Below are 17,070 nucleotides of genomic sequence, written 5' to 3' on the forward strand. Positions count from 1 at the left end.
GCCTCCTAGCGCAGGCTCTGCTCGGCCTCGGGCACGGTCATGGCGCCGGTCATGATCGCCACCGCGTCCTGCATCGAGTGGGTCTTGGGGCTGATCACACCGGCCCCACCGCCCAGTCGCTGGACGTGGATCCGGTCGGCGGTCTCGAACACGTTGGGCATGTTGTGACTGATCAGGATCACCCCCATGCCCTTGTCCCGCAGGTCACGGACCAGTCGCAGCACCTGAGCGGTCTCGCGTACACCCAGGGCGGCCGTCGGCTCGTCGAGAATGACAACCTTGCTGCCGAACGCCCCCGTCCGGGCGACGGCGACGATTTGGCGCTGGCCACCCGACAGGGTCTCGACCGCCTGGTCGATGTTCTGCAGGGTGCTGATGCCGAGGCTCTTGATGTGGTCGCTGGCATGTTGGCGCATCGCCTTGGTGTCGAGCATCCGCAGCACGGTGCCGGCGAAACCTGGGCGCCGGATCTCACGTGCCAGGTAGAGGTTGCTGGCGATGTCGAGGGCCGGTGCCACCGCCAGCGTCTGGTAGACCGTCTCGATGCCGGCGGCGCGCGCGTCCTGGGTGGCGCGGAAGTGGACGACTCTGCCGTCGACCTTGACGGTGCCCTGGTCGGGTGTCATGGCACCGGAGAGGCACTTGATCAAGGTGGACTTGCCGGCCCCGTTGTCGCCGATGACAGCGAGCACCTCGCCCGGGAAGAGCCTGAGGTCGACGCCCCGCAGCCCGACGACGCGGCCGAAGAGCTTGACCAGGCCGGTCGCCTCCAGCACCGGTGTGCTGGAGGGTTCGGCGGTCGACGACGTTGTGCTGGTCATGCTTTGACCCTTCTGATCCACTGGTCGACGGAGACGGCGAGGATGACCAGGATGCCGGTGGCCAGCACCTGGTAGTTCGGGTCGACGCCCGCCAACGCCAGCCCACTGTTGAAGACCTGCACGATGAGCGCCCCGATCAGGCTGCCCACCACCAGCCCCCGACCACCGAACAGGCTGGTGCCGCCGATGACAACGGCCGTGATGCTCAGCAGGTTGTAGTTCAGACCCGCGTTCGGGTCCGCGCCGCCGACCCGGCCGCAGACGATCCAGGCAGCGACACCGACGGCGACGCCGGACACCACATAGGCGCTGAGCAGGACCCGGCCGGTCGAGATGCCGGCCAGCCGGGAGGCCTCCGCGTCGTCCCCGGTCGCGTACAGATGCCGCCCCCAGGCGGTATTGCGGAGAGCGAAGCCCACCACCACATAGAGCAGCAGCATCAAGATCACGCCCCAGGTGACGCTGACGCTGCCGATCGTCAGGGTTTGACCGGTCCAGAGCAGGAAGGCGTTGGGCTCCAGGGTCACCGTCTGGCCTTGGGCGTACAGCAGTGAGATGGCGGTGAAGATCGAGAAGGTGCCCAGTGTGACGATGAACGGTGGCAGGTGCACCCGGGTGACCAGCGCACCGTTCAGCGCTCCGGTGCCGATGGCCACCACAATGCCGATGATCAACGCGAGGGCGCCCGGCACCCCCTGGTCGTGGTTCAGTTTGACCATCACCAGCGAGGCCAGCACCATCGCCATCCCGTTCGACAGGTCGACGCCGGCGGTCAGGATCACCAGCGTCTGACCGACGGCCAGCGCCCCCACCACGGCCATCTGCTGCACCAGCAGCGAGAGTGCCTGCGGGCGCATGAAGTTGTCGGCCACCAGGCCGAAGATGATCACCGAGAGCACCAGGACGATCAGTGGGCTGAGGGCGGGGTTGCTGTGCAGGACGTGCTGGATGCGTTCTGCTGGAGTGTGCTTACGGCTCAGGAGATCCTCGGCCGATGTTGGGGTCTCGTTCCCGACGGTGGTCACGAGGGCCTCCTTTCGCTCATGTCTATTTACCCCAGCACGCCGTCATGGCCTTGTCGGGAGTTTGGCTGTCGAGACCCTGCAGCGGTTTCGCCGTCACCAGTGACGTGCCGGTGTCGAAGAAGTCCTTGCCGGAGCTGGCTTCTGGGCGTGGGCCGCCCTTGGCGAGCCCGGCGATGGCGGTGACGCCGAGGCCGGCCATCTTGCCCGGGTACTGGGTCGCGTCGGCGGCGAAGACACCGCTCTTGACGTCGCCGATCCCCTGGCAGCTGCCGTCGATGGTGACGATGAACGCCTGGTCCTGCTTGCCGGCTGCGGTGAGGGCCGCCCGGGCACCGCGGCCGGCGGGCTCGTTGATGGTGTAGACGACGTTGATGTCGGGGTTGGCCGAGAGACACTGCTCCATCGCCGTCCGGCCACCGTCGATGGCGCCCTGGGTCGGCTCGTGGCAGGCGATCTGGTAGCTGCCGCCACCACCTGCGGTGTACTTGCCGCTCTTGGCCTCCTTGGCGTTCTGGGTCTTGCTGCCCGGGTCGATGCCCATGCCCTTCAGGAAGCCGTGGTCGCGGTTGATGTCGACCGAGACGATCTGGTCGTTGTAAAGGTCGAGCATGGCGATCACCGCCGGTTTGCCGGCGAGTCTGGTGGCCGCATACTCCCCGATCAGCTTGCCGGCCTGCTCGTTGTCGGTGGCGAAGGTGATGTCGGCGGTGTTCGCCGGGTTGAGCGGCGTGTCCAGCGCGATCACGAACAGGCCGTTGTCCTTGGCCTGCCGCAGAGCGGCGTTCACCGCGTCACCGTTGCTGGTGATCAAGATGCCCTTGTCCCCGCGTGCGATCGCGGTGTCGATCGCGTTGATCTGGTTCTGGGTGTCGCCGTCGGCCGTGCCGGCGGCAACGGAGAGCCGCACGTTCAGCTTGTCTGCCGCCTCCTGGGCGGACTTCTTCATCGAGACGAAGTAGGGATTGGTCTGTGTCTTGAGGATCAAGGAGACACCGACCCTGGTGTCGCTGGAGGCGCAGCCGGCGAGCGAGGCGACCAGTGCGACCACGAGGCAGATCACCCAGCCCAGCCACCGCGCCCGTCGGCGGTCGTAGCGCAGGTTGACCTGTGCCCCCATGGTGCACTCCGATCCAGCGGCGGTGCTGTTCGTGAGATTCGGTACTGGCGTGTCCTCAGTCCTGTCTTAGACCTATGGGACGGTCGGCGTCAATGCCTCACCTGCCGCGGTTCACCAACCCTGGGTACCGGGGCCGCCCTTGAACGGACCCACCACGCGCGACGTGATCCAGCCGCCGTAGAACCCTCCCTGCTGTGGGACGACCTTCTCCCCGTCCACGAGGCAGGCGTCCACCAGTCCGGGCATCACGGCGACATGATCACGAAGCGGCGCGAAGCCCGGGCTGGGGTCCGGGTAGGTCCACCCGGCCCGCGGGGCCACCACGTCGCCGCTGATCAGGTCGAAGTAGCGGGCTGTGCCCTTCCACTCGCACCAGGACGAGCCGCGGCAGGGCCGGAGCGATCCGTTGACGAAGGCGTCGCGGGGCAGGTAGTACGTCGGCGGATGGCTGGTCTCCAGCACCCGGAGGGAGGAGCTGGTGCCGGCGATGACGGCGCCGCCGAGCACGACCTCCACCCGCTCGGTGCTCTGCTCCACCCGTGGTGGGCGCGGATAGTCCCAGGCAGATTCCTGCCCGGGGCCGACCGGAAGAGGTTCGGGTCGTGTCACCTCTCGACCTTAGCGCCGCGTGTGCTGATCTCAGGCCGGGTTGTCGTGCGGCAGCGGCTCTCTGAAGTCGTACACCAGGATGCCCTCCGAGCCCCAGGGGCGGAACCCCACTCTGGACCAGTGCTCGGTCAGTCCCGGTCGCGATGCGGCCCGCACCTCGTCATCGGTGGCGTCCGGGTCGGTGGGGTCCAGGATCGCGCACAGACCGCCGTGGCGGAACTCTCGCAGCAGCAGCTCGACGGCGGTGAGGCTCAGCTGGTGACCTCGAAACTGCGGGGCCACGGTGATCTGCTCAACGAGCAGAGCCCGGGTCCCGACCGGGGCGAACTGAGCCTGGAGGTCCGGCAGGGCCGAGCGCAGCAGCTGACCGAGGTGCGACGCGGCACTGTCCCGCGCGTCGAGGGCGTCGAAGGCCGACGGGTAGCCGAGGTCAACAGTGACCAGCCGAGCCCGGCCGATCGTCAGGGAGATGCATCCCTCGTCATCCGGCATGACGCCGTGGGAGAGGGCGAGTGCCCGCATCTCCCGGTCGTCACCGGCCCAGTTGCGGCCGCTGTCCAGGTAGTAGTCGACGACGAAGGTCGCGTCGTAGTCCTGCGCACCGCGCGGCAGGTCGTCGTTGAGGACCAGCTCTGCCCTCAGCTCCACCCTGAGCATGGTCGACAGGTCCGCCTGCAGAGTGGACGACAGGGAGGCCGGCGTCGGCGTGGTGCCAGCTGTGGTCGGCTCGGTCACAGTTCCGAGTATCGCAGCCTGGACGCGACCACGAGGGCCCTTCCACTCACGCACCATTTTTCGCGGATACTTGTGTGGCAACATCCAGCGCGGCGCCACAACCGGCCACCCGGCTACGACCTATGGCGCCGGTGCGATGGGAGTGCGACGATCAGCAGGACCGCTCTCCCAGAAAGGACCACTGTGCGTGTCGTGGAGATCATCGCTGACCTGCATGTCGCTGACATCGAAGCAGCGAAGGACTTCTACGCCGGCTATCTCGGACTGAGCAACGAGGAGTTCAACCTGGGATGGGTCGCTCGCTTCACCTCGCCCGACACCGGCGCGAACGTCCAGCTGGTGACCCGCGACGCCGCGGCGTCGGAAGACCCGGTCCTGTCCATCAAGGTGGAGGACGTCGACGCAGCGTACGAGGACGCCCAGCGGCGCGGCTACGAGATCGTGCACCCGCTCGGCACCGAGCCATGGGGGGTCCGTCGGTTCTTCGTCCGCGCACCCGACGGCAACGTCCTGAACATCGTGCAACATCACTGAAGCAGGCGGCCACCGGCTCAGTGCTGCATGTCCATGAAGCGGGAGTAGTGACCCTGGAAGGCGACCGTGATGGTCCGGGTGGGCCCGTTCCGGTGCTTGGCCACGTCGATGTCAGCCTCGCCGGCGCGCTCGGACTCCTTGTCGTGGATGTCGGGCCGGTTGAGCAGGATGACCATGTCGGCGTCCTGCTCCAGCGAGCCGGACTCACGCAGGTCCGACAGCATCGGCTTCTTGTCGTTGCGCTGCTCCGGGCCACGGTTGAGCTGGGAGAGAGCGACGACCGGGACCTCCAGCTCCTTGGCCAGCAGCTTCAGGTTCCGGGAGAACTCGGACACCTCCAGCTGGCGCGACTCCACCTTCTTGCCGGACGTCATCAGCTGGATGTAGTCGATCACCACCAGCTTGAGGTCGTGCCGTTGCCGCAGCCGGCGCGCCTTGGCGCGGATCTCCATCATCGTCAGGTTGGGCGAGTCGTCGATGAACAGCGGCGCCTCGGACACCTCCCCCATCTTGCGGGCCATCCGCTGCCAGTCGTCGTCGCTCATCTTGCCGTTGCGGATGTGGTTCAGCGGGATGTTCGCCTCGGCCGACAGCAGCCTCATGGTGATCTCGATCTGCGACATCTCGAGCGAGAAGATGGCCGAGGTCAGCCCGTGCTTGATCGAGGCGGACCGGGCCAGGTCCAGCCCGAGAGTCGACTTACCCATACCGGGTCGGGCAGCGACGATGATCATCTGCCCGGCGTGCAGCCCGTTGGTGAGGTCGTCCAGTTCGACGAACCCGGTGGGGACGCCGGCCAGCTGCCCACCGCGCGAACCGATCGCCTCGATCTCATCCAGCGTCGGCTGCATCAGCTCCGACAGTGGCTTGTAGTCCTCGCTGGCCCGCCGGTCGGTGACGCCGTAGACCTCGGCCTGGGCCCGGTCGACGATGTCGGTGACGTCGCCCTCGGCCGCATAGCTCATCTGGCCGATCTTGATCGAGGCGTTGACCAGCCGGCGCAGAATCGCCTTCTCCCGGACGATCTCGGCGTAGTAGCCGGCGTTGGCGGCCACCGGGACGCTGGCGAGCAGCGTGTGCAGGTAGGGCGCACCGCCGACCCGTCCGATCTCGCCACGCTTGGTCAGCTCCGCCGCCACCGTGATCGCGTCAGCCGGCTCGCCCCTGCCGTAGAGGTCGAGGATGGCGTCGAAGACCTGCTCATGCGCGGGGCGGTAGAAGTCGGTGGCGCGCAGCACCTCGACGACGTCGGCGATGGCGTCCTTGCTCATCAGCATCGCCCCGAGCACGCACTGCTCGGCGGGCAGGTCCTGAGGAGGCGTGCGGTCGTTGCTGCGGCGCTCGTCGGTCCGGTACGACGGCATCACCTCGGCAACGCTCACAGTGCCTCCTCCAGGCTAGGTTCGGTGATGGTCACAGTACGTCCCAGCACTGACACCGCGGCCCGCCTCGGGCCTGCCTGGTGCCTCCCGGAGCTGGAGATCGCCGACCGACGAGTGACAACGTACGCGTCCAGACCGGTCCTGCAAAGCGCGTTATCCACAGGGCCTGTGGACAACCCGAACGGCATTGTGGAGACACGCACAGGAGTTGTGCACTGGCTGGGTACCAAGCTGGGGATAACCTCGGGAAAGATCCTGGAAACCATCTCTGACCAGGGGTTTTGGTTCGGTGGATCGGTGGATGAAAAGTTCTCTCGGACCAATTCTGGCGATGCCAGATTCACGCGACCGGAGTTGACAGGACCCAGGATCTGTGGGATTACACACAGCCCTTGGGGATAAGTCGACCCGGCCAGGCTTGATGGCCAATACCCTAGGGGGGTAATGTAGCAGCGACGAAGGAGGGCTGATGACGGAAGCCACGACGAGCCACCACGGCTACATCGGTCACAAGGACGACTACCTCAAGCGGCTCCGCCGGATCGAGGGTCAGGCACGCGGCCTGCAGAAGATGGTCGAGGAGGAGAAGTACTGCATCGACATCCTCACCCAGGTCTCAGCCATGACCAAGGCCCTCCAGTCGGTCGCGCTCGGCCTGCTGGACGAACACCTCAATCACTGCGTCGTGGGTGCGGTGGAGGCCGGCGGCGAGGAGGCCGACGAGAAGCTCAAGGAGGCCTCCCAGGCGATCGCCCGGCTGGTCCGCTCCTGATGTCGATGACCGGAAAACCACTCACAGCAAGGACACACAGATGACCACCACCCAGTACACCGTGACCGGCATGACCTGCGGGCACTGCGTCCACGCCGTCACCGAGGAGGTCAGCGCGATCGACGGCGTGACCGACGTGACCGTCAGTCTGGAGGACGGCCGGATGAGCGTCACCAGCGACGCCGAGGTGCCGTTCGACGCCATCGCCGCCGCTGTGGACGAGGCGGGCGACTACACGGTCGCGGCCGCCTGACCTCGAGAGCTCGCCCGGTTACCTGACCGCGTAGGTCAGCACGGCGAAGACATCCCCGCGGTTGACCGCACTGATGAGCCGCATCGGCTGGGTGATCTTGCGCGGGAGCAGTGGCGCGCCGGCTCCCAGGGTGACCGGTGCCACGCTGAGAATGATCTCGTCGACCAGCCCGTGATCATGGAACTGGCCGACCAGGTCACCGCCACCGACGAGCCACACGTTCCGACCGGAAGCGGCGGTCACCATCTCCGCGTGCACGCCGGCCACATCCCCTGACGCGAAGCGGATATCGGCACCCGGGATGGTGGGCAGCTCGCGGTGGCTGAACACCCACGTGGGGATCGTGTACGGCCACTTCTCCGGGTGCGCGAGCAGGTCCTCGTGCTCGATGATCCACTGGTAGGTGGTCGAGCCCATCGCCATCGCACCGGCTGCCTCGATGAAGTCCGGGTAGTCGTCCTCCATGCTGTCGATCTCACCGAACTGGAACAACCAGTCCAGCGAGTTGTGCTCATCGGCGATGTAGCCGTCGATGCTGGTCGCCGTGTAGTACTGGGTCTTCATGCCATCAGCCTGCCATCACCCACTGACGGTGCCGTGGTTCAGCGGAGACGGCGAGCCAGCCCTCGGCGTACGCGTTGCCACAGCGTCAGCTGCTTGGCGGGAGGTGGCGGCGCCGGCCGGCTCTTCGCCTGCCGCTGCTGCCTGGCCCTGGCCGACTCGCCCAGCCGGATCACCGGCTGGCCGGCGATCTGCTGCACCTCGTGCCAGATGCGCTCGTCCCGCTGGGCCAGTTCGAGGATGGCCGCCCGATAGGGCTCCGGATCGCTGAACACCCCGTACAGCTTCTGGGTGGTCAGCGCGACCGGGATCAGGCCCTGGGTGAAGACGGCTTCCCAGACAGCAGCAGTCACCCCTGGGGTGTGCTCGCTGCGGATGTCGTCGAACACCACCAGACCGCCCGGCCGCAGCAGCAACCGGGCCGACTCGACGTCGCCGCGTACCGCCTCGTAGAGATGGGAGGCATCGACGTGCATGAACCGGACGGACTGCGGGTCAAGGTGGTGCACGACCTCGGAGCTCAAGCCCGCAACCACGTCGGGCAGCTCGCCCCGCACGGCCAGGTAGTTTCGCTCGAAGGCCCGCCGGGTCAGCGACCGGTACGAGCGCAGGCTCTCCCTCAGATTGGCCTGTCCCACCTCGGTTGACTCCAGGGCGTCAATGCTCTCGAACAGGTCCACGACCACGAAACGCTCCGCCGGTCGCCGATGCTCTCCGACCACTACAGCACTCTTGCCGAGGTAGGTGCCCAGCTCCACCAGATGACCCGGCGGAGTCTCCTGCTGGTGGGTCAGCATCGCTCTGAACATCGCCCGGTCCAGCCAGAAGAACCAGCCGGGGATGTCGTCGACACTCGCCGGGACGGCAGAACCGATCGCTGTCTCCACGCTCACGTGTCGGATGCTAGGAGGTGCGGGTTACCAGCCGGTGGCGACGGGATGGCCGCCGCATGATCATCGGGTGGCGGTCAGACCGTTTGTGCCCGCGGGGTCGCGCCCCTGCGCTGCATGATCGCGCTGGTCAGCCCTACCACGCCGACCACGATCAGCAGGATGCCGGCGACCTGGGTCAGCAGCACCAGCGAGGCCCCTGGGAAGATGGCAACGACGATGCCGGCGATGACCGAGATGATGCCCTGGACGATCAGCCAGATGACGCCGCCGGCGCGCCGGCCCTGGCCGAACGCGTGGACGAAGTAGGCGATGCCCTCGGCGATCCAGCCGGCCGCCAGGAAGATGGCGATCAATATCAGTGAGGCCGAGGGCCGGAAGAAGCAGATGACGCCGGCGACCACGGTCAGCAGGCCCAGGATGACACCGGCCACGCGCACCCATCCCGGTCCGAGGCTCATTGTGGCTGCGGCGGCGACCCGCAGGCCGCCCAGGAAGAGCAGCTCCAGCCCGAACAGGATGGCAACGATCAGCAGCGTCATGCCCGGCCAGGCGAGTACGGCGATGCCCAGCAGGATGGAGATGATGCCCATCCCGATGCCGGCGCTGCCGGCCGGAGCCAGAAAGGCGGTAGTGGCAGTGGGTGTTGCGGTGTGGGTCATGTCCGATTCCTCTCGGGGTTCTCCTTGATCGTCACTCACGGCGGGAACGCCGCTCTAGGGGCGAAGGTCTCCCCACCTCAGGCGCAAGGTCCTGTGACAGCCCGGTGAGGAATCCGTCCGTTAGGCGAGTCTGGCCCTCGGTCTGCCCTCGAGCACCTGCTGCAGCAGCACGACCGTCTCCGGGTCGATGTCGACTCCGGTCTCCCGAGCATGCGCGGCCAGCTGCAGTGCCAGCCGTTCGACGGCGGCGACGTTGCCGGCCGCGTGCTCGGTCCTGATCCGGGCACAGAGCAGCCGCTCGTCCTCCGGTGCCGCGACCAGGCTCCTGGACGCGGCCCACCTGGCCAGGTCGAGATCGTGCGACGCCAGCGCACGCGCGCTCAGCTCGATCCCGATATCGCGGATGACCGAGGACATGTCTGTCCTCAGCTCCTCGGCCCAGTGCCACTGTCCGGGGGCGGCATCGGCCAGTGGGGCTCCGCGGACCAGGTCGAGTGCTCGGCGAAGGTTCTCAGTCGCGGCCCGGTTGACCCCGGTCGCGGTCAGCAGCTGCAGCCGATGCCAGTCCGAGCTGACGCATGGATGCAACCTGATGCGGCCGCTGTACGCATCCGGCAGATACGGATCCCCCTGATCATCGACGCCGAGCCAACTGCGCAACCGGCTCATGTTGGACCGGCGGGTGCCCTCCGCCACCGCCAGGGCGGCGGACATCTGCTGAGCCGTGGTCCCGGGGTGCTCCAACAGCCAGGCGCAGTACTCGAGGCACTGCTTCTCCGCCCGGGCCGGCGGACACCCGGCAGCCCCGAGCAGGTCGATCGGTCCCAGCAGGCGCAGCAGCGGATGTCGCGTCCCCGCGTCGGGAGGTCCGGCCACCATGTCATCCACTCTGGCCGACTCCTCCCTGCCCCAACCGTTCAGACGTGCTCCGATGAAGGTGACGTTGTCGCCCGACTCCACCGACGCGGACGACTCGTGCCACCAGGGTGCCGGCGTGGTGTCGCTGCTGCCGGTGGCGCCGATCAGCTCGAGCAGCGGCCGGTCGAGGTCCTCGTCGATCAGCTGCGGAGTGAGGTCGACGTCATACGGCGCCAGGGTGGCCGCCCACCGCGTGCCGGAGTGAGTGCTGGCCGCGCGCTCCATCCGCAGCGACCAGGAAGCGTCAGCGGCACCACCGGGGACCACCGCGGCCATCGCGGGCCGCGGCTCCTCGAGCAGGATGCTCCGCAGCCGCGCGGCCTGGGTATCCGACAGCTCCGTCTCCACCAGGATGATCTCCGCTGCCCACGGGTCGGCCAGGTCGGGTTCGAGCCGTTGCTGCGCCGGAGTCGTACCGCCGGACAGATGCTGACGCTGCTCCCGGGCCCGCTGTCCCAGCCGGTCCAATGCGGCGTCCAGGTCCGGGGTGTGGGTGACGTTCGGCAGGCCGACGGCCCGCGCCAGGTCCGGTCGCTCCCCGACCACCGTCAGTGTCAGCTCGGGTGCCCAGGGCGAGAAGGAGAGCTCAAGGGCGATCGCCTCTAGGAGTGCCGTCACCGCCGACCGGTCCGTGCAGTCCACCGTCAGCACCCCTGCCGCCTCCAGATCGACCAGGATGAGAGCGTCGTCGCCGTCGCGCCCGAGGGAGACCAGTGCTGGGTACGGTCTGGCCACCTCATTCAGCCCCGGCACGGACTTCAGGTACTCCGCGTCCGCCCGGTCCAGTCGCCAGCTGCAACCGGAGACCGTGAAACCCACCGGCGCCACCTCCGCCGGCGCGGCCATGGTCAGCTCCAGCTCGTCGTCGGACACCCGGGCGAGCTGCAGGGCGGGGAGCGCTGTCTCGGTCTGTCGACAGTGCGCGGCGACGGCGCGCATCGCCAGATCCAGCGTGCGCAGAGAGATCGGCCTGGCCCGGCGGTCCAGCTGCGACTCCAGCACCTGAGCGGCCGGGCTCGGATGGAGGATCCGTCGACCGACCGGTCGGGCCGACAGCTGGATCCGCCGCCGGGCCGCCAGGCCGGCGAGCAGACCGGCAGCCAACAGGCCACCGATACCGGCCATCGCCGCCGGGACGTGAACGGGAGTCGCTGCTGGCGGCCGCTCCGGCACGGAGCCGGGGTCCCGAGCAGGGAAGTCGGCCCGGTACGGCGGGCGGACCGGACGGGGCGTCTCGTCCCTGGCAACGGGCTCGCGGGCGCGCGGATGGCGAGCGTGCTGCTCACCGGGGAGGAGCAACTGCATCCCGACATCGATCTGGTCCGGACTGGACAGCTGCGACCGGTTGGCCCGGTACAGGGCAGGCCAGTTGGCGGAGGAGCCCAGCTCGGCTTCGGCGATGGAGGACAGGGTGTCGCCCGCCTTCACCGTGACCCTCCGGCCGGCCGGAAGATCGTCGGGCGGGCCGGTTGGATCCGGAATCCTCAGTCGCCAACCTGGCTGCAGCCGGTCGGGCCCACCGGTCAGCACGGACGGGTTGGCAGCGGCGATCCTGCGCCAGTCACGGCCGTTTCCGTAGTAGTGCTCGGCCAGGCTCCACAGGTCGTCGCCCGGTTGCACGACGTGTCGGGTATCGCTGCCGGTCGACGGCGCCTCGTCCACCACCGGAACCGACCGGTCCTCGCTGGGCGCGGGCCGATCCGGAACCGGCTCCGGGCGCAGCGGTGCCGGCGTCGCCTGGGCCGCCACCGGTGCAGCCAGCAATGCCGCCACCGGAACCACCAGCAGCGCCGCCCAGCGCCGCGGGCGGCTCAGCCCCGGCAGCCGCAGCAGGCCGTGTCGTCCCGAGCCGACCGTCAGGGCCTCGACCAGGACGGAGGCCACGAACACCAGCCAGGCCAGCCAGCCGACCACGGTGACCAGCCCGACCAGGACGGTACCGTCGTCAGGGCCGAGCAGCCGTGCTCGGAGGGCGGCCGGGCTGACCTCTCCCGGGAACGGGTTGCCCCCGAGCAGCACCAGCCCGACTGGCACCCCGACAACGCCGGCCAGCAGGACCATCAGGGCGGCGAGCCCACGCAGGATGCGCGTCATCCTCCCCCTCCGACGGCAACAACGTCAGCGACCGCGTGACCCGTGCCGCTGACCCGGTCGATCCCGATCAGAGAGAGGAACACCGTTGAGGCTGCCGCTCGAGTGTCGACCACGACCGTGCCGGCGGTCAGAGTCACCGACCCCGTCACCCCAGGCGTTCCGGCCAGGAAGGTCCGGGCGGCAGCCGTCGCCGCCGAGACGTCCGGCGTACCGACCACGGACCCGGCCGCAGCCGCATTGCCCGCCGCGCGTGCAGCACCTGCGGCCGCTGTCTCCGCCCGGCTGACAGCGGTGACCTTCTGACCTCCGTCGACCACCAGCCCAGCGGTGAGGATCAGCGCCATGGTGACGAGCACGACGAACACACTGACGGACTGGCCCCGTTGGCTGCGCCTCATCGCCGCTCCCGGTAGGTGTCGAGGGCCGAGCTGCCGACGGCGGTGATCGTCATCTGCCCAGGCATGCCGGGCAGCAGCAGGTCGCCGAAAGTGACCGTGCAGGCCACCCGAGTCGTGACGGTGGCGGGCTGGCCCACGGGGACCGCGAACGCTCCGGCGTCCACCCGTACCGACTGATCGGCGCAGCCGAAGCCGCCGGTCCTCAGCACGTGTCGACCGGCCAGGCCACCTTCCTTGACGGCCTCCGGGCCGGTTCGTGCCAGCGACGCCGACCGCGCCGCCGTAGAGGCCGCCTCCTCGACCGTCTCCCGGGCGAACCACACCCGGCCACCGGCGATCATCAGACCCAGCAGCAGCACCAGGCACGGCACCACCAGGGCCAGCTCGACCGCGGCCGTCCCACGGCTGGTGCGCCTCACGGCCGGCTGATCCGTTCCACCGGGGCGCTCGCGTATTCGGTGACCGCCCCGAGACCGAGGTCGAAGAACATCGGGATCCGTCCCGTCACCGTCACCTCCACTCGCGACGTCGTTCGACTGACCTGGACGGACACCTCGGTCAGCCCGCCGACGGCGGCGACGTGACGTCCGACCCGCTCGCCGTCGGTGGCGGACGACCTGCTCCCGCGGGCGGCATCCGCAGCTGCGGATGCCGCCTGCTCCGCCACGTTGCGTCCATGGGTCCAGACACCGGCCTGGATGATGCCCAGCGTCGAGAGCATCAACACAGGTAGCACCAGCGCATACTGCACCGACTGGCTCAGTCCCCGCTCGACTCGTCTGCCGACCATGATCAACCGTCCCGTTCACTGCCCGGGCAGGTTGCTCCTGACGTAGGCCGTGATCACCGCGACGACGATCCCGGCCACGGCGACAGCGCCGGCGAGCAGAATCGCATTCTCCGTGGACTGGCTCAGGCCACGCTCCGAGCGGTGGCGTGGCGTCATCAGCACCATCAGCAGCCTCATCAGGGCGCTGATCGCCCGTTGTCTCTTCATCGATCCCTCCGTTCCCGATACCCGACGACGCGGGTCCCCTTCGTGTGTCAGTTCTTGACTGACTAACCCGTGACGATCCTCAGCAGTGGCGGCACCATGAAGATCAGACCGAAGATCAATGCCGGAACCGTCATGTAGATGGTCATTCCCTCCGAGACCGCGCTGGCCTCGGTCTGTGCCTGGGTGAAGTGCGCGTCGCGCAACTCCCTGAGCCGTGCCCGCAGGGCTCCGGACAGAGCCGCCCCGCTCTCGTCGAGCTGCATTGTGTCGGCGACGTCGGTGAGCTCCGGCAGGTTGAGCTGGGTGGCGAGTCGGCGCAGCTCCGGATACGGTGCGCGCTGTTCCAGCCTGGCCCGCTCAAGGGCAGCCCGGATCTGGGCGAATAACGCGACATCGCTCAGATTGGCGGCATTGTGCAGCGCCTGGGTGGCGGAGGCGTTCGCCATCCGTTCCAGGGTGACCAGGTCGATGAACGTCAGCAGCGCCTCGCTGGCGTCGGACCGCACCGAGCCCGCCTGCCGGCGCAACGTGAGATCCGGGACGAAGTAGCCGATCGTGGCACCCACCAGGGTGACCAGCCCCGGCACCGCCGGCGACCATCCGGTCACCAGCGACCAGGCTGCAGCCACCAGCCCGGGACAGAGGGCTCCGACGATGGCCATCGCGGCCTTGTCGCCGTAGAACTCTGCCACCGACCGGTCCTGGATCCGCAGGTTCTGCCGCTGCCGGGCGGTGAGGGGCAGCGGGCTGTGCCGATGCAGCCAGCCGCCGAGCCGGTCGGACCTGCTTGCGCCAGCCGCCGTCGGCCGGCCGGCCGCATGCTCCGGCCAGGGTTCGTTGAGCCCGTTGAGCGTGTCGGCCAGATGCGGGGTGACCGGCAGGAACGCCGTCACCAGCGCAAGCACACCACCGGCCAGCAGGATTCCGGTGAGGAGGACGATGGCGAAGGTCATCGATGCACCCCCACCAGGATGCGCTGGCGTTGCCGCGGCCGCGCCCGACGGCGCATGATCACCAGGGAAGCCGCGTACGCCATGATCAACACCGTCAGGATGAGCTGACCGACCGGTGTCCGGTAGGGCGAGAAGAAGTCACGGCCGATGATCATCGCCAGCACCAGGGTGCCCAACGTGATCACGGTCACCTGCCGCACCACGATGTAGGGCTTGGCCCGTTCGGTCTCGATCAGCCGTCGGCCCCGCAGCTGCACCTGGAGCGAGTCCGCCAGGGCGTTGAGGGTGCTCGCGGCTCCGTTGGAGCCCCGCTGGGCGGCCAGGATGAGGGCAGCGACCACCCCGTCGGCGTCCGGGCTGTCGAGCTCGTCGGCGAACCGCATCAGGGCGTCTCTGGTGTCCCAGCGAGAGTTCAGCCTGGCGACCATCACGGACAGGTGGTCCTGCAGGAGTGCAGGGGCGGTGCGACGGGACAGCCGGATGGCGTCGGTGATCGACTTTCCGGTCGGCAGGGTGGCCGAGAGACTTCTGACCCACCGGTCGAGGGCCTCCAACAGCTCGAGGTCACGGCGTCTCGGTGTCGCCAGCAGCGCTGGCAGGCCGAGCACCAGTGCCGGCGTGATCACCACTGCCACGACCCATCCGGACACGGCGGCGACGATCACACCGACCATCACACTGGCGACCAGGACGAGATCACGTCGTCGGCGGTCGGGACCGGAGGGTCTGCGCGTGATCGACCCCCACCTGTCGGCGAGGGACCGGCCCTGACCGCCGGTGTCCGGAGAGCGCTGAAGTCCGACCATCACCGCGATCAGGCCACCGATACAAAGCATGCCGGCCAGGGTGGCCATCACCGCGGAGGTCATCTCGTCACGCCTTCTCCGCTGAGGCCCGGCAACGGCCGCCAGAACGGTGCGAGCTCTGCCTGGAACGTGGCGTCCGGAAAGAACGTCGACGCACCGCCGTCGGTCGCTCGATAGGTCAGGTGGGTGACCGGTCGGTTGGACTCGATCGCCCGGGTGACCTGGCGGATCTCGGAGACGAAGCGCCGACGGGTGCCGCCCCTCCAGGTGTCGTCGACCAGCTTCAGATAGACGAACAGGTGGATGTTGTGGGCAATCTGCCGGTAGGCCTCGTCGATGGTGAGTACGCCACCCTGGGCCACCCGGGAGGCGAGTCGGTCGATGGTGGACTCCGCCGAATGGGAGTGGGTCGTGCTCAACGTTCCCGCCCCGGCCTGCATCGCTTCGAACATGGCACCGGCCTCCCCGCCGCGGACCTCGCCGACCACGAGCCGGGACAGGTTCTGCCGCAGCGCTTCGGGGATCAGGTCGGCGATGGTGAACTCGCCCAGTGCGCGTCCGCCCTCACGCTCACCGTGCCCGGACCTCGCCTGCAACGCCAGGATGTTCTGCCGGCCGGGTTGCAGATGGGTCATCAGCTCGTAGTCGGTCTCCAGCGTCCCGAATCGCTCGTTCGGTGGGATGGCATTGATCAGCGCCCGCAGCAGGGTGGTCTTGCCAGCACCCTGGTCTCCGGAGATCACAACGGACTTCCGGGCCAGGATGGCCGCGTCGAGGAACTGGGCGGCCTCGGTCGTCAACAGTCCGCCACGGCTGAGATCGGCCAGGGAGACGTCGGTGAGGATGTGCTGGCGGATGACCACACTCGGGCGGTAGGAGAGCCCGAAGCCGATGGCGTGCAGCCGGTAACGGTCGCCGAGCGCCAGGGTCATGGTCGGATGGGTGTCGTCGAACGGACGGCTGGGCTGGGCGTTCTCGCCCAGGAACCGGATCGCGTCGACGAGCTCCTCGTCGCTGTCCGCGACCGGCGGATGACTCTGGCGGCGGCCGTTGCCGTACTGCACGACACAGCTGTCCCAGCCGTGGATCTCGATGTTCTCCGCGTCCGCCAGCTCGAACAGCGGCTGCAGTCGGCCGTAGCCGAACACCGCATCCTCGACCGCCTGGACGTAACCGAGCTCGGTCTCAGTCGACCAAAGGGCGGCACCCTCGCGGTGCAGGACACGCACGTGGTCGGCGACCACCCGCCGGATCAGCGCCCGCCCCAGCAGCAGCCTGTCCTCCTGGGGCATCGGGTTGCCGGTGTCGGCGAGAAACTGCTGGGTCTCGGTGGTGATCAGCTCCGAGGCCTCCTTGCGCAGCAGCACCACCTGAGCCCAGTCCACCTGCTCGCGCGGCAAGGCCCGACGCCGATCGTGCAGCTCACTCGCCCGAAAGGTGCCGAAACCGCTCGGCGCGATCGCCGGACCGCTTGCCGGTGCCTCGGGGGGGTCGACGAAGATCGGCATGCTGCGCAGCCTGGCCTGCTGGTCGGTCGCGAACG

At 68.4% G+C, this 17,070-nt stretch carries 20 protein-coding genes; 3 read left to right on the plus strand and 17 right to left on the minus strand.

Annotated features, from left to right (window positions below):
• Positions 1-5 precede the first annotated feature (5 nt).
• From JOE57_RS08900 to JOE57_RS08920, 5 genes are all read right to left on the minus strand, one after another.
• A complete protein-coding gene (locus JOE57_RS08900) occupies positions 6-821 on the minus strand; it encodes an ATP-binding cassette domain-containing protein (RefSeq protein WP_204917356.1) in 816 nt (271 codons plus the stop codon).
• Complete coding sequence (locus JOE57_RS08905; RefSeq protein ID WP_204917357.1) at positions 818-1,846, minus strand: ABC transporter permease subunit; 1,029 nt, start codon at positions 1,844-1,846, stop codon at positions 818-820. Before JOE57_RS08905 ends, JOE57_RS08900 begins: the two co-directional genes overlap by 4 nt.
• A gap of 22 nt (positions 1,847-1,868) precedes the next feature.
• Positions 1,869-2,963 (minus strand): substrate-binding domain-containing protein, encoded by a 1,095-nt coding sequence (locus JOE57_RS08910; RefSeq protein ID WP_204917358.1) that lies wholly within the window; start codon positions 2,961-2,963, stop codon positions 1,869-1,871.
• Between the two features lie 111 nt (positions 2,964-3,074).
• Positions 3,075-3,572: a DUF427 domain-containing protein gene (locus JOE57_RS08915; protein ID WP_204917359.1), complete on the minus strand. Its 498-nt coding sequence runs from the start codon at positions 3,570-3,572 to the stop codon at positions 3,075-3,077.
• Between the two features lie 30 nt (positions 3,573-3,602).
• Positions 3,603-4,307: a hypothetical protein gene (locus JOE57_RS08920; RefSeq protein ID WP_204917360.1), complete on the minus strand. Its 705-nt coding sequence runs from the start codon at positions 4,305-4,307 to the stop codon at positions 3,603-3,605.
• A gap of 192 nt (positions 4,308-4,499) precedes the next feature.
• On the opposite strand from JOE57_RS08920, the gene JOE57_RS08925 reads away from it, so the two are divergent.
• On the plus strand, positions 4,500-4,841 hold the full coding sequence (locus JOE57_RS08925) for a VOC family protein (protein ID WP_338041227.1): 342 nt from the start codon (positions 4,500-4,502) through the stop codon (positions 4,839-4,841).
• 17 nt (positions 4,842-4,858) lie between these two features.
• Here JOE57_RS08925 and dnaB read toward each other — a convergent pair whose 3' ends face one another.
• Positions 4,859-6,205 (minus strand): replicative DNA helicase, encoded by a 1,347-nt coding sequence (gene dnaB / locus JOE57_RS08930; protein ID WP_204920331.1) that lies wholly within the window; start codon positions 6,203-6,205, stop codon positions 4,859-4,861.
• A 487-nt stretch (positions 6,206-6,692) separates the two neighbouring features.
• Between dnaB and JOE57_RS08935 the strand changes: the two genes are divergently transcribed.
• Together JOE57_RS08935 and JOE57_RS08940 are read left to right on the plus strand one after the other, a co-directional pair.
• Positions 6,693-6,995, plus strand: coding sequence for a metal-sensitive transcriptional regulator (locus tag JOE57_RS08935; protein WP_204917362.1), 303 nt, complete (start codon positions 6,693-6,695; stop codon positions 6,993-6,995).
• A gap of 40 nt (positions 6,996-7,035) precedes the next feature.
• On the plus strand, positions 7,036-7,248 hold the full coding sequence (locus JOE57_RS08940; RefSeq protein WP_204917363.1) for a heavy-metal-associated domain-containing protein: 213 nt from the start codon (positions 7,036-7,038) through the stop codon (positions 7,246-7,248).
• Between the two features lie 18 nt (positions 7,249-7,266).
• Here the strand turns inward: JOE57_RS08940 and JOE57_RS08945 are convergent, their stop codons facing one another.
• From JOE57_RS08945 to JOE57_RS08995, 11 genes are all read right to left on the minus strand, one after another.
• Complete coding sequence (locus tag JOE57_RS08945; protein WP_204917364.1) at positions 7,267-7,812, minus strand: dihydrofolate reductase family protein; 546 nt, start codon at positions 7,810-7,812, stop codon at positions 7,267-7,269.
• A 38-nt stretch (positions 7,813-7,850) separates the two neighbouring features.
• The gene (locus JOE57_RS08950; protein ID WP_204917365.1) at positions 7,851-8,702 is read right to left on the minus strand and encodes a class I SAM-dependent methyltransferase; all 852 of its coding nucleotides are present in this window, start codon (positions 8,700-8,702) and stop codon (positions 7,851-7,853) included.
• Positions 8,703-8,776: 74 nt separating this feature from the next.
• The gene (locus tag JOE57_RS08955) at positions 8,777-9,361 is read right to left on the minus strand and encodes an HdeD family acid-resistance protein (protein ID WP_204917366.1); all 585 of its coding nucleotides are present in this window, start codon (positions 9,359-9,361) and stop codon (positions 8,777-8,779) included.
• A 120-nt stretch (positions 9,362-9,481) separates the two neighbouring features.
• Complete coding sequence (locus JOE57_RS08960) at positions 9,482-12,373, minus strand: LysM peptidoglycan-binding domain-containing protein (protein ID WP_204917367.1); 2,892 nt, start codon at positions 12,371-12,373, stop codon at positions 9,482-9,484.
• Complete coding sequence (locus tag JOE57_RS08965; protein ID WP_204917368.1) at positions 12,370-12,771, minus strand: pilus assembly protein TadG-related protein; 402 nt, start codon at positions 12,769-12,771, stop codon at positions 12,370-12,372. Before JOE57_RS08965 ends, JOE57_RS08960 begins: the two co-directional genes overlap by 4 nt.
• Entirely contained in the window at positions 12,768-13,190 is a 423-nt protein-coding gene (locus tag JOE57_RS08970) for a TadE/TadG family type IV pilus assembly protein (protein WP_204917369.1), read from the minus strand. The genes JOE57_RS08965 and JOE57_RS08970 overlap by 4 nt, the downstream gene beginning before the upstream one ends.
• Positions 13,187-13,561 (minus strand): TadE family protein, encoded by a 375-nt coding sequence (locus tag JOE57_RS08975; RefSeq protein ID WP_204917370.1) that lies wholly within the window; start codon positions 13,559-13,561, stop codon positions 13,187-13,189. The genes JOE57_RS08970 and JOE57_RS08975 overlap by 4 nt, the downstream gene beginning before the upstream one ends.
• Positions 13,562-13,576: 15 nt before the next feature.
• Entirely contained in the window at positions 13,577-13,768 is a 192-nt protein-coding gene (locus JOE57_RS08980; RefSeq protein WP_204917371.1) for a hypothetical protein, read from the minus strand.
• Between the two features lie 62 nt (positions 13,769-13,830).
• Complete coding sequence (locus JOE57_RS08985; protein ID WP_204917372.1) at positions 13,831-14,721, minus strand: hypothetical protein; 891 nt, start codon at positions 14,719-14,721, stop codon at positions 13,831-13,833.
• Positions 14,718-15,590: a type II secretion system F family protein gene (locus tag JOE57_RS08990; protein WP_204917373.1), complete on the minus strand. Its 873-nt coding sequence runs from the start codon at positions 15,588-15,590 to the stop codon at positions 14,718-14,720. Before JOE57_RS08990 ends, JOE57_RS08985 begins: the two co-directional genes overlap by 4 nt.
• On the minus strand, positions 15,587-17,035 hold the full coding sequence (locus JOE57_RS08995; protein ID WP_420827698.1) for a TadA family conjugal transfer-associated ATPase: 1,449 nt from the start codon (positions 17,033-17,035) through the stop codon (positions 15,587-15,589). Before JOE57_RS08995 ends, JOE57_RS08990 begins: the two co-directional genes overlap by 4 nt.
• Positions 17,036-17,070 lie beyond the last annotated feature (35 nt).

Origin of the sequence: Microlunatus panaciterrae (assembly GCF_016907535.1) — a bacterium.
Taxonomy (GTDB): domain Bacteria; phylum Actinomycetota; class Actinomycetes; order Propionibacteriales; family Propionibacteriaceae; genus Microlunatus; species Microlunatus panaciterrae.

Bases quoted from the DNA above. Each gene is read 5' to 3' on its own strand.
- JOE57_RS08975 (WP_204917370.1), bottom strand. From the start codon at position 13,561: ATGGTCGGCAGACGAGTCGAGCGGGGACTGAGCCAGTCGGTGCAGTAT.
- JOE57_RS08955 (WP_204917366.1), bottom strand. From the start codon at position 9,361: ATGACCCACACCGCAACACCCACTGCCACTACCGCCTTTCTGGCTCCG.
- JOE57_RS08995 (WP_420827698.1), bottom strand. From the start codon at position 17,035: ATGCCGATCTTCGTCGACCCCCCCGAGGCACCGGCAAGCGGTCCGGCG.
- dnaB (WP_204920331.1), bottom strand. From the start codon at position 6,205: ATGCCGTCGTACCGGACCGACGAGCGCCGCAGCAACGACCGCACGCCT.
- JOE57_RS08960 (WP_204917367.1), bottom strand. From the start codon at position 12,373: ATGACGCGCATCCTGCGTGGGCTCGCCGCCCTGATGGTCCTGCTGGCC.
- JOE57_RS08985 (WP_204917372.1), bottom strand. From the start codon at position 14,721: ATGACCTTCGCCATCGTCCTCCTCACCGGAATCCTGCTGGCCGGTGGT.
- JOE57_RS08940 (WP_204917363.1), top strand. From the start codon at position 7,036: ATGACCACCACCCAGTACACCGTGACCGGCATGACCTGCGGGCACTGC.
- JOE57_RS08910 (WP_204917358.1), bottom strand. From the start codon at position 2,963: ATGGGGGCACAGGTCAACCTGCGCTACGACCGCCGACGGGCGCGGTGG.
- JOE57_RS08900 (WP_204917356.1), bottom strand. From the start codon at position 821: ATGACCAGCACAACGTCGTCGACCGCCGAACCCTCCAGCACACCGGTG.
- JOE57_RS08980 (WP_204917371.1), bottom strand. From the start codon at position 13,768: ATGAAGAGACAACGGGCGATCAGCGCCCTGATGAGGCTGCTGATGGTG.
- JOE57_RS08945 (WP_204917364.1), bottom strand. From the start codon at position 7,812: ATGAAGACCCAGTACTACACGGCGACCAGCATCGACGGCTACATCGCC.
- JOE57_RS08935 (WP_204917362.1), top strand. From the start codon at position 6,693: ATGACGGAAGCCACGACGAGCCACCACGGCTACATCGGTCACAAGGAC.
- JOE57_RS08990 (WP_204917373.1), bottom strand. From the start codon at position 15,590: ATGACCTCCGCGGTGATGGCCACCCTGGCCGGCATGCTTTGTATCGGT.
- JOE57_RS08965 (WP_204917368.1), bottom strand. From the start codon at position 12,771: ATGAGGCGCAGCCAACGGGGCCAGTCCGTCAGTGTGTTCGTCGTGCTC.